This window comes from Thermoactinomyces sp. CICC 10735 (assembly GCF_016055175.1).
GTDB lineage: Bacteria > Bacillota > Bacilli > Thermoactinomycetales > Thermoactinomycetaceae > Thermoactinomyces > Thermoactinomyces vulgaris.
Window position 1 is genome coordinate 393361 of the sequence record NZ_JAECVT010000002.1, and the last position, 12679, is coordinate 406039.

At 47.6% G+C, this 12679-nt stretch carries 12 protein-coding genes; all 12 read right to left on the reverse strand.

The genetic code is table 11. From position 1 onward, the window contains the following. Window positions 1–18 precede the first annotated feature (18 nt). A complete protein-coding gene (locus tag I8U23_RS05175; protein ID WP_082240550.1) occupies window positions 19–1197 on the reverse strand; it encodes an NRAMP family divalent metal transporter in 1179 nt (392 codons plus the stop codon). Window positions 1198–1408: 211 nt separating this feature from the next. Continuing rightward, window positions 1409–2944 (reverse strand): glycine betaine uptake BCCT transporter, encoded by a 1536-nt coding sequence (locus tag I8U23_RS05180; RefSeq protein WP_037993245.1) that lies wholly within the window; start codon window positions 2942–2944, stop codon window positions 1409–1411. 148 nt (window positions 2945–3092) lie between these two features. After that, the gene (locus tag I8U23_RS05185) at window positions 3093–3371 is read right to left on the reverse strand and encodes a hypothetical protein (protein WP_037993247.1); all 279 of its coding nucleotides are present in this window, start codon (window positions 3369–3371) and stop codon (window positions 3093–3095) included. 128 nt (window positions 3372–3499) lie between these two features. Further along, window positions 3500–3826, reverse strand: a complete 327-nt coding sequence (locus tag I8U23_RS05190) for a hypothetical protein (RefSeq protein WP_037993249.1) — start codon at window positions 3824–3826, stop codon at window positions 3500–3502. A 153-nt stretch (window positions 3827–3979) separates the two neighbouring features. After that, a complete protein-coding gene (locus I8U23_RS05195; protein ID WP_049720391.1) occupies window positions 3980–5782 on the reverse strand; it encodes a peptidoglycan D,D-transpeptidase FtsI family protein in 1803 nt (600 codons plus the stop codon). Between the two features lie 199 nt (window positions 5783–5981). After that, a complete protein-coding gene (gene mltG, locus I8U23_RS05200) occupies window positions 5982–7055 on the reverse strand; it encodes an endolytic transglycosylase MltG (protein WP_049720392.1) in 1074 nt (357 codons plus the stop codon). A gap of 103 nt (window positions 7056–7158) precedes the next feature. Beyond that, window positions 7159–7455 (reverse strand): DUF1292 domain-containing protein, encoded by a 297-nt coding sequence (locus I8U23_RS05205; protein ID WP_037993252.1) that lies wholly within the window; start codon window positions 7453–7455, stop codon window positions 7159–7161. Beyond that, a complete protein-coding gene (locus I8U23_RS05210) occupies window positions 7445–7771 on the reverse strand; it encodes a DUF1292 domain-containing protein (protein WP_037993253.1) in 327 nt (108 codons plus the stop codon). Before I8U23_RS05210 ends, I8U23_RS05205 begins: the two co-directional genes overlap by 11 nt. Then, window positions 7771–8229 carry a Holliday junction resolvase RuvX gene (ruvX, locus tag I8U23_RS05215; RefSeq protein WP_049720393.1) on the reverse strand — a complete coding sequence of 153 codons (459 nt, stop codon included), beginning with the start codon at window positions 8227–8229 and terminating at the stop codon, window positions 7771–7773. The genes I8U23_RS05210 and ruvX overlap by 1 nt, the downstream gene beginning before the upstream one ends. A gap of 15 nt (window positions 8230–8244) precedes the next feature. After that, window positions 8245–8502, reverse strand: coding sequence for an IreB family regulatory phosphoprotein (locus I8U23_RS05220; RefSeq protein ID WP_037993255.1), 258 nt, complete (start codon window positions 8500–8502; stop codon window positions 8245–8247). 76 nt (window positions 8503–8578) lie between these two features. Beyond that, on the reverse strand, window positions 8579–11209 hold the full coding sequence (gene alaS, locus I8U23_RS05225) for an alanine--tRNA ligase (protein ID WP_037993257.1): 2631 nt from the start codon (window positions 11207–11209) through the stop codon (window positions 8579–8581). 336 nt (window positions 11210–11545) lie between these two features. After that, window positions 11546–12619: an AI-2E family transporter gene (locus tag I8U23_RS05230; RefSeq protein WP_309485132.1), complete on the reverse strand. Its 1074-nt coding sequence runs from the start codon at window positions 12617–12619 to the stop codon at window positions 11546–11548. Window positions 12620–12679 lie beyond the last annotated feature (60 nt).

Genomic DNA, 12679 nt, shown 5'->3' on the forward strand with positions numbered 1-12679 from the left:
TACAGGGGATTTTTTGCTTTATGACCACAACTTCGGCAACTCTTCCACACTGACCACCAATCCCATGGTTGCCATGATCACAGCGACCAGGATGCCAAAGACCGTCAGCCAAAGCGGATGCCTGTATTCACCGACAATCTCCTTCCGGCGGGCGGCAAACAGGATGATGGCCAGTGAAAGTGGCAGAATAAAACCATTTAACGTCCCCACCAAAATCAACATTTTCACCGGTTTTCCCACCACCACAAAAACCGCTGTGGACAACAAGATGAAGCAAACGGTCCACCACCGGTGATGACGGTCGATCTTTTCATGCCAAGTACGAATAAAGGAGACGGAAGTATATGCCGCTCCCACCACCGACGTAATGGCGGCCGCCCACATGACCAAACCGAACAATTGATAGCCTGTCTCTCCCGTGGCCAGCTGAAAGACCGAAGCTGCCGGATTGCTTTCGCTTAATGTTCCCCCCGCGGAAACCACGCCCAATGTCGCCAAAAACAAGACCAAACGCATGACCGATGTGATGATGATTCCGGAAACCGAACTTCGGTTGGTTTCCGGCAACGCTTCCGTTCCTTTCAATCCGGCATCTAAAAGGCGGTGCCCTCCTGCAAAGGTAATGTATCCGCCAACTGATCCGCCGACCACGGTCACAATGGCCATAAAAAATGCATTCCACCCGTCAACGGGCACATCGGGAACCAGCGAGCGCACCGCAGCTTCACCCAGGGGAGGATGCGATCCCACTGCCACCCAGAGCGTCAGCCCAATCATCACAAATCCCAACAACACGGCAAACCGGTCCATCACTTTCCCGGCTTCTTTTGACAAAAAAACCATCACGGCAATCAACCCGCTGATGACCGCTCCCCATACCGCATCCACACCAAACAACACTTCAAACCCCAATCCGGCACCGGCCACATTGCCAATGTTAAAAGCCAATCCTCCTGACACCACCAAAAACGACAAAACGTGGCCGAGCCCCGGCCGGACCGCATGGGCAATATCCTGCGCCCGCATCTTCGATACAACAATAACCCGCCAAATATTTAATTGGGCTCCAATGTCGAGCAAAACGGAAGCCAGGATCACAAACCCGAAACTGGCTCCAAATTGGGCCGTGAATACGGAAGTTTGTGTCAAAAACCCGGGTCCGACGGCAGAAGTGGCCATTAAAAAAGCGGCCCCCATCAAAGATAACCAAACTTTTTTCTGCACCGTACCAACCGCCTTTAATTGGATTGAATTAAAAAAAGATTCCGTTTTTTAATAATATACTTTTAAATGGTTTTATTTCTTTTCCATACTAACATATTTCCGCTTGCCACCAACACCTTCCCCGTTTAAAAAAACCACTTCTGAAATGACATTCAGAAGTGGTTTTCAAGTCAAGTCGAGATGCTTATTTCGCTTTGGCCGATCCCGGCTCTTTCGGGGTTCCCGCTCTTCTTCTTTTGGGCACTTCCTGGCGGAACGCCTTCAACAAGGAAACCGCCACACCGATCAGGATAAAGGCAAATGGAAAAGCGGCAATAATCGATGCCATCTGCAATCCTTCCAATCCGCCGGAGTAAAGCAAGATCAAAGCCGAAGCGGAAATAATGAGTCCCCAAATCCATTTGACGGTATTGGAAGGGTTTAAACTCCCGTCCGTCGTCTGCATTCCCAGCACAAACGTTGCCGAGTCGGCGGAAGTAATGAAAAACGTGCTGATCAAAATCACGGCAAGCACAATCATAATCCCGCTCAACGGCAAATGGGAAAGCATCGAGAACAGAGCCACTTCGGTTCCCTGCTCGCTCATCTGTTCAAAAAGCGGAATACCATCCGACATCTCCATGTGAAGTCCGGTTCCTCCGAAAACGCTGAACCAAAATGCCCCGAAAAAGGTGGGCACCAAGAGGACGCCGATCACAAATTCCCGCACCGTGCGCCCTTTTGAAATGCGGGCAATAAACGTTCCGACAAACGGAGCCCAAGCAATCCACCATGCCCAGTAAAAGATCGTCCAACTTTGAATCCATTCATTGGCCTGCGGATTAAACGGCCCCAAATAGAAACTCATCCGGGGCAACTCCTGAATATACGCCCCCAACGTGGATGTGAACAAATTCATGATAAACTTGGTCGGTCCCGTGAACAAAACAAAAAACATCAACAATACCGCAATCAGAATATTGATATTGCTCAAGTACTTGATCCCTTTATTCAGCCCGGTGGTGGCCGAAAGAATAAACAAGCCGGTCACAATCACAATGGCGATGAATTGGGTGAGTATGTTATTTTCCAGCGGCGTCACAAAAGAAAGCCCTCCGCCGATCTGAATGGCCCCCAATCCCAAGGAAGTGGCCACGCCGAACACCGTGGCATAAACGGAAATAATATCAATTGTTTTCCCGACCGGCCCCTTCACTTTCTCTTTCAACAGTGGATAAAAGGTGTGGCTGATCAATCCCGGAGCATCTTTTCGAAAGTTTGCATAAGCAAGCGCCAATCCCAAAAGGGCATAAATCCCCCATGGATGCAATCCCCAGTGGAAGAAGGAATAACGCATCGCATCATTGGCGGCGGTACCGGAACCTGGTTGGGCAAAGATCGGCTGATAAAGATGGGACAACGGCTCAGCTGTTCCCCAAAAGACCAGTCCGATCCCCATTCCGGCACTGAATAACATGGCAAACCATGAAATGGTGCCAAATTCGGGACGATCGGTATCCTTTCCGAGTCGAATATTTCCATAGCGGCTGAAAATGAGGAATAAAGAAAAGATCAAAAAGGCCGTGGTGGAAAACAAATAGAACCAACCAAACTTATCCTGCAAAAAAGTCTGGATATCGTTCATGACCGTCAGAATATGTTTTGGGGCGACACCCCCCCACAAAATAAAGACAAAGGAAATAATCACTGAAATAATGAAGACGTTGGTAAATTTTTTCATGCTTCAATCCTTCCTATTTACAGACTGGTAAAAATGCTCCGGTTTCATAATTAAGATATATTCCCCGGTTTTTCGATTTTTAAACCGTGTTTTTTCAAAGAGAATAAAAAAAAGGATTGAGGAATCTGTTTCCCCAATCCTCTCAAGATCAGTATTCTCCCAAATCAATCAAATCATTCATTTCCTGATATTGGTTTTGCATACGCTTTTTGATATTCACTTCCCAATGTTGGGACAAAAAGCGGGCCGCTTCATCCAAATCACTAAAAACCTTGCGCTCTCCCTGATAAATCACCATCCAACCTTCGTCCAAACCTTTGAACACTCTTTCCACTTCAATCTTATGTTCATCCTTCGACGTCGAAAAATAAGTCGATTCCCCGACTTTCAAGTTTTTTAAAATATTTTTCACTTCTTGTTCCTTCATCATCTTTCTCCCTTTGGCATATGCACCAATCATCTTTGTTCATGTACATCATAACATGATCCGGCATCCAATATAAAAGCGCCATCTGAAGAATATGAAAATCAGAGGCGCTGATTTACTGAATCCATTTAACGAGAAAATGGATATTGATTGGGAGCTACAAAGGTATTGGGACCATGGTATTGATTGGGAGAAGCGTACTGGCCCTGCGGCGGCTGATATTGGTTTCCGCCCGGAGGCATCGGCAATGCCTTTTGCTGGGACTGTGGTTGATCCTGAGAATTCTCCTCCAAATCTTCCATCCCAAACTCTTCCAAAACGCGGTGCACCAATTTTAACTCGTCATTGACCATTTCATCTTGATCTTTTGATTTGAGCAAAAGATTTTGATATTGCAAAAGAGCTTCTTCAATTAAATCAAGTTCGGCCTTTGATAAATTAACGGTGATTTTCATGATTTCTACTCCTTTATTTAAAACCTACAATACTACTAATATCATAATCGGATAGGAATCACAAAACAACCAGAAGAACATCTTGTGAAACCAATAACTTTCACATCGCCCGCGGAAATAAATATTCTTTTTTCCGCATTTTTATGGATTCCTTCACTCTTTTGCCCGCTTTTTTTCCAAATCAGCCAAATTGTTCATCACTTTTTCAAAGATTTTTATCGCTCTTTGATCACCGGCATCATCCACCGAACGCAACAACACGGCCACCGAATAACGCGGCGTTTCCACGGGGCCGAAACCGATCATCCATTTGTTGTACCGGTCTTTGTCCACCCCGATCTGAGCCGTTCCCGTCTTCCCCGCCAGGGACCAGGTTGCATTTTTAAGCGATGAAGCCGTGCCATCTGTGACGACTTGACGCATCAGCGCTTTGACGGATGCGGCGGTTTCCGGCTTGAGCGGTTTGGCCCCTTCGATTGTCTGCTCCCGAAAGCGAAATAACATGCGCCCTTCAGCATCTTTGATTTCCTTCACCAGACGCGGTTCCATGGTTTTTCCCTGATGGAAGACCGAAGTGATCATATTGGTTGCCTGAACCGGGGTCATCCGGACATCGCGCTGTCCGATCCCGGTTTGCACCAAAACCCCTTCATCTTTTTTATTCGTGGAATCTGCAAAAATCAGTCCCGTTTGCTCTTCAGCCAACTGCGCAAACGACGGGTCGTGAAACACTTTGCCGTTCCAGATCACTTTTTGCCCGAGCCCCAACCGCTTCGCATACTCTTCCAGTTTTTCAGGGCCGAGTGTTTTGGCCACGGTGCCAAAAACAATATTGCAGGACTTGGCATAAGCTTCGGCAAACGTAATTTTTCCGTGCCCTTCGGGATCATTGTCCCGCAAATGATATTGATCCAATTTTCCTTTGCAATGGAAAGTGGTGTCCGGGCGGACCAATCCCTGATCCAAAGCCGCCACCGCAACCACAGTCTTAAAGATCGAGCCGGGTGTTGCCTCCATCACCGCCCGGTTTTCCCAATGATTTTCCCCTTCCTTTTCCGAATTTCCTTTCGGCCGGCTGGCCATCGCCAGGATATCCCCGGAAGAGATCTCCTGAATCACCACTGCACCGTCATCCACACTTTCTTCTTGCAACAGGTTTTCCGCCATTTGCTGAATCTCTTTGTCCAATGTGGTGACAAGGGTCTTGGGCCGGTCTCCGGATCCGCGTTGAATATCTTTTCGTTTCATCTGCACCCCGTTTAACGGTTTTCCCGTCCGTGCCTTTGTATAAATTAAAAGATGCTCTTCTTCTCCGTGCAAAAATGGTTCAAAAGCTTGTTCAAGCCCGGAGATTCCAATGAATGATTCGGGATGCCAATTTCCGTTTTGGGCTTGCTCCTGATACCGGTTTTTCAAAAGGAGCGGACTGCGGGCAATCTGTCCGATCACTTGTTCCGCCACTTGGTTTAATGTCATGCGCTGGTCCGATTGAACCACCATCACCCCCGGGATGTTCATCGCTTCGATCCTCTCCCGCTCCAAGGGGGACAGGGTGATTTCTTCTCCGCGAATGCCTGACAAGATCGCGGGAGACTTCAGATGCAACAACTGGCGTCGGAATGCCTCATACGGATAATGGATCCATTCGGCAATCTGTTTGAATTGCTCCTCGCGCAGCTTGAGCTGCTCTTCACTTTGCGGAAAGATCAGCAAATGCCAATCGTTCCCTCCAACCAGCGTTTCTTGATGGCGATCCAAAATGTCCCCGCGACCGCTTTGAATCACAATTTCTTTGTTTTGCCGCGTTTGTGCCATGGTGACCAAATCAACTTGTTTATTCACAATTTCAAAAGACCGCGCCGAGGCGATCTGAATCATGTACAACCGAACCAAAATCACTGCAAACATGGACAAAATCAACAAGCTGACTGTGATGCTTCGCCAATTTCGTTTCATGATGACACCCCACTTCTTTCATCAGCTTGGACAGGATGAAAGCGGGGTATACTTCTTATATCAAAGCAGTCTTTCATACCAAAAAAGAAAATAAACCATTATTTATTCATCGCGATGTCCTTTCTGTTCAGCAATTTTTTCAGAAAATCCCTTTTTTTGCCCAAAAAAGCTCTTGCAAAAATGCAAGAGCTTGCTCCTGTTAATTTTTCTGTTCTCTTTGTGCTTGATTGGCATTACTCATTTTGATGTACTGATTATGCTGCTCATACGTCTCGGCAAAGTAATGTTCGCCGCTGCCATCTCCCTTGGTGACATAATACTGGTAAGAATGCTGTTCCGGTTCCAAAGCGGCGCGCAACGCTTCTTCCCCCGGATTGGCGATCGGCCCCGGCGGCAAACCTTTGACTTGATATGTATTATACGGGTGCTGTTTGTATTTCAACTGATGAAAAGGAATATCCTTCCATTCCTCCTTCAACTGCGTCACATACAAAAAAGTGGCGTCGATTCCCAGTTTCTGATTATCGGTGCTGTGCAGCCGGTTATAAATCACACCGGAAATGCGCGGATATTCCTGCTTTGCCTTTCCTTCCCTTTCCACCAGCGACGCAATTGTCACCAGCTTATCCAACGTCATGCCTTTTTCCGGTTCATTTTGATTGAGCCGGTCACGAATTTTCAGTTTTTCGACACGCTGTGCAAACTGGCCCAGCATGATGTTGATGATTTCCTCTTCCGAAGCCGTTTTTGGAAAGTCATAGGTGCTGGGGAACAAATATCCTTCCAATTTAAACGGTCGGTCGGGATTTTGGGGAATGTTCACCTCAAAATTATATTTTGGTTTTTTACTATTCAATAAATCTAGAAACTTTTCTTTGTCAAAATCCTCTTTTTCCTTTTCAAGGCGATTGGCGATTTTCATGGCATCCCATCCTTCGGGAATGGTCACCGTAACAACGTTTTCTTCGCCTTTAGAAAATTTTTCTAATATTCGATCGATGTCTTCATCAGGCTCAATCAGGTAATTCCCGGCTTGCAGGTTGGTCTTTTGCTTAAGAAAAACATAAAGACCGAAACAATAGGACCGGCGAATGATTTGCTTTTCCTCCAAAATCTTGCCGACTTGCTTCAATGATGTATTTTTAGGGATTTCCACCGCCACTGGTTCGGTTCGTTCCGATGAGCCCAAAGTGAAATCCATAAAGAAGTAACCCAGAATCCCCCAACCGGCCAGTAGCGCAATGGTAAAGAAGATGCGCCAAAACCATTTCATGAGACGTGGACTCCTTTTTCTGATTAAATCTCTTCTTTATTACAAGAAACCCTTCTCTATGTTAGCACAGTTTATCAAAAAGAAAACGGGGTTCCCCCCGTTTTTACTGAAAGTCATGAAAATATAACATTTCGTCAACGGCATCGGCAATATTTTCCCACTCTTGCTCATCCTCAATTTCTTCGATGCGCCCTTGATTGACATGAAACAAGTGCAGATCATCCGGATGATCGCCGTCTTTTTGCAACAAAGCATAGTGTTGTCCGTTCACTTCAACTTCATGGACAATCCGGTAAGGAGTGCCGGCCGGTTCGACATTGGAAACCATGTGATCCGGATATTGCTGACGCAAGATATTCACTTCTCTTGCTCCGTGAACCGACAGGTTGTTATTGTTCATTTTCCTCACTTTCCTCTTCCAATTCACTCACCAGTGTGTTAAACACTTCTTCCACCATATCCCATTCTTCTTCATTCTCTTCTTCAATCATTTCCAGATTCAAATTGCCATCCTCTTCGGTATAGCGAAAAGCCATCACTTCTTGGTAAGGCTCCTGTTCGTCCGGTTCCCCGCCTTGTTCCCCGTCGACCGGCGTGACAAACATATAGCTTTTGCCTGTTTCATCATGATCAAACGTATATAAGATCTCAAACTTTTCCTCTTTCCCGTTTTCCGTCGGAATGATCAAGTATTCCGGTTCATGATTATGTGCCATTAAAATTGCCTCCTCTTTGCATCCAGATATCCTTGCAAAATCCATGTCGCAGCCAGTTGGTCAACCACCTTTTTCCGTTTGCGGCGGGAAAGATCGGCATCAATCAAGGTGCGCTCTGCCGCTGCTGTTGACAAGCGTTCATCCCACAAGTGCACAGGATATCCATATCGCTTTTTTAATTCTTCGGCCAGTTGCCGGCTCAACTCCCCGCGGGGACCGATGGTCCCGTTCATGTTGCGGGGGAAGCCGACAACCAGCTCTTTTATTTGATATTGTTCCACAAGTTGGTCCAATTCTTTCAACCAGTTACTGTTTTTGCGGTCAATGACTTTGACGCCCTGAGCGGTCAGCCCTAATGCATCGCTGACCGCCACGCCAATTCTCCGGTCTCCTGCATCCAGTCCCAGAATCCGGGGGAAATCATCTATATGCTTTGAAGAGAGTTCATCCAAATCCATTTTCCAATACCTTTCTTATTGATTCTGCCTTTCCACACCCAAGTAGTGCTTGACGAGTTCTTCGATAATTTCATCCCGTTCCATTTTCCGGATCATGGCACGGGCATTTTTATGGCGCGGAATATAAGCCGGATCTCCTGAAATAAGGTAGCCCACAATTTGGCTGATCGGATTGTAACCTTTTTCCTTCAAGGCCTCATAAACGTGGAACAACAAATCTTTAGGGTCGATCTCATTTCCACCTCGGAAATTAAACTTCATCGTTTCATCCATGGATGATCTCACACCCCTCTCTTATGAAGATCCGCACTTTAATCCTTCGCCTTTTGCAATGGATTATCCTTTGTTTTTAACAGGACATTTGCCGGCGGATCCACTCACTGACTCCGGCCAAAGCAGCCGGCAATTGTTCCGGTTTCTTGCCTCCGGCTTGCGCCATATCCGGACGGCCGCCACCGCCGCCACCGCATTGGACAGCCACTTCTTTCACCAATTTTCCGGCGTGCAACCCTTCCTTTACGTATTTGGGGGAGACCGAAGCCACAATGGACACTTTTCCGTTTGAAGCCGCGCCCAGCACGATGACTCCTTCTTCGAGGTGCTTACGCAAATCGTCCATTAACGAGCGCAACGGTTCCATGCCGCCGGCTTGCACTTGTGTGGCGAGCACCGGGACTCCGGACACTTCCTGCACCTGATTCAGCAATTTGGCAACCTGAGCCTGGTTTAACTTGGCCGTGAGGGATTCGTTTTCCCTTTCCAACTCTTTCTGGCGGTTTTGCAATTGTTCAATCCGTTCCGGAACATCTTGCGCTTTGCTTTTCAACTGCCGGGCAGCCTGGTTGAGCCATCCGATCTGCTCTTCAACGAACGCATAAGCATGGCGCCCGGTCACTGCTTCGATCCGGCGGGTTCCGGAACCGATTCCGCTTTCCCCGGTAATTTTGAAAAGACCAATCTCACCGGTGAATTTCACATGGGTTCCGCCGCAAAGCTCCAAGCTGTAGTCGTCAATTTTCACGACCCGCACGATGCTGCCATATTTTTCGCCAAACAAAGCCATGGCTCCCATCGCTTTGGCCTCGTCCAGCGGCTTGATCATGACTTCCACCTTATTATTAGCCCAAATCTGTTCGTTTACACGCCGTTCCACTTCTTTGATTTCCTCTTCGGACATCGCGCCGATGTGTGTGAAATCAAAGCGGAGGCGATCCGGCGCAACCAAAGAACCGGCTTGGTTCACATGTTCGCCCAAGACATCTTTTAAGGCTTGGTGCAACAAGTGAGTGGCCGTATGGTTTTTCACCGTGTCCTGGCGCAAATCGCGATGGATGGCGGCTTTGACCGTTTCTCCTTCGCGGATCGTCCCTTTTTCAACCTGAATGTTGTGGACATGCTCACCACGCGGTCCTTTTTGCACATCCAGCACGGTCAGTTCCGCCTGGCCGGACAAAATGACGCCCCGGTCGGCGACCTGCCCGCCGCTTTCCGCATAAAACGGGGTTTCTTTCAGGATCAAAAACCCTTTTTGTCCTTCCGTCAATTCCCGAACCCGTTCCTCTTCATGAATCAACACGGAAACGGTGGTCTGGCATTCGGTTTTTTCATAACCGACAAACTCCGTGTCCACTTGCAATTCAGAGAGAACACCGCCTTGCACCTGCATGCTGTCCGCATCTTCCCTCGCGGAACGGGCCCGTTCCCGTTGTTTTTTCATTTCTTCTTCGAATCCCTGACGGTCGACGGAAACCCCTTGCTCGCGGGCAATTTCTTCGGTTAAATCAAAAGGAAAACCATAGGTGTCATACAATTTGAATGCTTCTTTTCCGGAGATTTCTTGTTTTCCTTCGGTTTTTGCTTTATCCAAGACCTTTTCAAGAATATGCAAGCCTTCGGTCAATGTTTCCAGGAATTTTTCTTCTTCACCCCGGATGACCCGTTGGATGAAATCTTGTTTTTGCACCGGCTCCGGATAGTAATCTTTCATGATCTCCGCCACGATCGGGGTCAATTCATAAAGGAACGGCCGTTTGATCCCCAGCTTCCGTCCGTACCGAACGGCCCGGCGCAACAAGCGGCGCAAAACATAGCCGCGGCCCTCATTGGAAGGAAGCGCTCCATCCCCCACGGCAAAAACAATGGTCCGCACATGATCAGCAATCACTTTCAACGCGACATCGGTTTCCTCTTTTTCCCCGTAGGCCACTCCCGCTTTCTCACAGGTTGCCTGGATGATCGGCTGGAACAAATCCGTGTCATAGTTGGTCGGAACATCCTGCATCACCGAAGCCATCCGTTCCAACCCCATGCCGGTATCAATGTTCTTTTTCGGCAGGGGCGTGTAAGTCCCGTCCGGATTGTGGTTGTATTGGGAAAACACGAGGTTCCAGATTTCCAGATACCGTTCGTTTTCACCGCCGGGGTAACACTCCGGATCCGAGGGATCACAAAGATGGGCCCCGCGGTCATAGAAAATTTCGGTATTGGGGCCGCTCGGTCCCTCGCCGATATCCCAGAAATTTTCTTCCAGGCGGATGATCCGCTCATCGGGCAAGCCGATTTTCTCTTTCCACAGCCGGTAAGCTTCCTCATCTTCCGGGTGAATGGTTACGGACAATTTTTCCGGATCCAGCCCCATCCATTTGGGATCGGTCAGGAATTCCCAAGCCCACTCGATCGCTTCTTCTTTAAAGTAATCCCCGACCGAAAAGTTTCCCAACATCTCAAAAAACGTATGATGGCGGGCCGTGTATCCGACATTTTCAATATCATTGGTACGGATCGCTTTTTGCGAATTGACGATCCGTGGATTTTCCGGTTTCACCCGGCCGTCAAAATACTTTTTCAATGTGGCCACCCCGCTGTTGATCCACAACAGAGAAGGATCATCCACAGGGACAAGCGATGCACTGGGTTCGATTTTGTGCCCTTTTTCCGCAAAGAATTCAAGATATTTCCGGCGAATTTCACTTGCTTTCATCAACTCTTACCTCCTTTTTCCAATAAAAAACCTCCCCGTCCTCGATCAGGGACGAGAAGGCTGTTCTCGCGGTACCACCCTTATTACCGTCAAATCCCGGTCCTTTGGAAGCCGGGTATGTAACACGGTCACCTCATTAAAGGATAACGGCAGATTCTGCCGGCAGGGATTAGCTGCATTCCGGAACTGGCCGTGGATCGATCGGTTCCGGAAAAGCCTCTCAGCCCACGGGCTTTTCTCTCTGGCGGGGATTCAATCCACTCGGTTCCTTCATCATGTTTCACATATTCCAGATGCTCTTTGGTTTTTTTATTATACAATCTGTTTTGCCGGGTTTCAAACCCTTCGTTCAATAAAATGTTGCAAAATATGCTCCACCGTCACTTTTCCCATCGCAAAAACGGGAACAGCCAAAAGCAATCCCAAAACCCCCCCGATTTCCCCACCGACCAATAAGGCCAAGATAATAAACAACGGATGCATATGCAGGCTTCGCCCGACAATCTGTGGCGAAATCACATTCCCTTCCAGCATCTGGACAAAGAGATTGACGATCACAACGCCGACGGCCGTTTTGGGAGAAACGGTCAGTGCCACAAACAATGACGGAATGAGGCCAAATATGGGGCCCAGATACGGAATGACATTAAAGACGGCAACCAAAGCCGCCATCAAGAGTGCATAGGGCAACCCCACAATGAGATAACCGATATATGCCAGCACCCCGACAACCACGCAAACCAGAAACTGCCCGCGAATGTAATTGCCCAGTGCATCGTCCACATCCCTCAACAAACGGAGAATCGGCTTGCGCTGTTTTTTGGGCAACAAAGTAAGCAATGTCCGTTCAATGGATTGAATGTCCTTTAACATGTAAAAAGCCAAAAAAGGAATGATCAAAACGAGAAACAACTGGTTGATGGTGCTGCCGATCCCGCTCATCATGTTTCCCACATAACCGGTCATCTTATGCTCCAATTTTGACAATGCTTGCTCGATGCCTTCTTTGACCCCAAAAGGCAACAACTCTTTGCTGTGATCATTGTATTCTTTGATCATGAGCTGGATCCGCTCATTCCATTCCGGAAGATGCTCAGCCAACTCTTTGAATTGATGTTGCAAAAGCGGAATGGTGTTCATCGCCAAAATCACCAGAGACAGGATAAACAAACTGTATATGAGCAACACCGCCAGACTGCGCGGCAGAAACTTCTGGCTCAACAAATTGACCACCGGATTTAATAAATAGGAAATGATCATGGCAATTAAAAAAGGGCCGAAAACCGCCTTTAAAAAACGAAAAATGCCCGATATCCACGGTCCGAGTTGCATAAGAAAATACAAGATGCCGAGCAGAACAAGGACAAAAAGAGCCCGATGCAAATATTGCGGCATTTTCCATTGCTCCACGGACGGCACCTCCCGAAAAACCAATCTTACTTATAAGATACGAAAACCTGTCTCATTTTA

Excerpts from the sequence above, each read along its gene's own strand:
- I8U23_RS05195 (WP_049720391.1), bottom strand. The coding sequence starts at position 5,782 with ATGAAACGAAATTGGCGAAGCATCACAGTCAGCTTGTTGATTTTGTCC.
- I8U23_RS05180 (WP_037993245.1), bottom strand. The coding sequence starts at position 2,944 with ATGAAAAAATTTACCAACGTCTTCATTATTTCAGTGATTATTTCCTTT.
- ruvX (WP_049720393.1), bottom strand. The coding sequence starts at position 8,229 with ATGGATTTGGATGAACTCTCTTCAAAGCATATAGATGATTTCCCCCGG.
- I8U23_RS05210 (WP_037993253.1), bottom strand. The coding sequence starts at position 7,771 with ATGGCACATAATCATGAACCGGAATACTTGATCATTCCGACGGAAAAC.
- I8U23_RS05175 (WP_082240550.1), bottom strand. The coding sequence starts at position 1,197 with ATGGGGGCCGCTTTTTTAATGGCCACTTCTGCCGTCGGACCCGGGTTT.
- alaS (WP_037993257.1), bottom strand. The coding sequence starts at position 11,209 with ATGAAAGCAAGTGAAATTCGCCGGAAATATCTTGAATTCTTTGCGGAA.
- mltG (WP_049720392.1), bottom strand. The coding sequence starts at position 7,055 with ATGAAATGGTTTTGGCGCATCTTCTTTACCATTGCGCTACTGGCCGGT.
- I8U23_RS05190 (WP_037993249.1), bottom strand. The coding sequence starts at position 3,826 with ATGAAAATCACCGTTAATTTATCAAAGGCCGAACTTGATTTAATTGAA.
- I8U23_RS05185 (WP_037993247.1), bottom strand. The coding sequence starts at position 3,371 with ATGAAGGAACAAGAAGTGAAAAATATTTTAAAAAACTTGAAAGTCGGG.
- I8U23_RS05205 (WP_037993252.1), bottom strand. The coding sequence starts at position 7,455 with ATGAACAATAACAACCTGTCGGTTCACGGAGCAAGAGAAGTGAATATC.
- I8U23_RS05220 (WP_037993255.1), bottom strand. The coding sequence starts at position 8,502 with ATGGATGAAACGATGAAGTTTAATTTCCGAGGTGGAAATGAGATCGAC.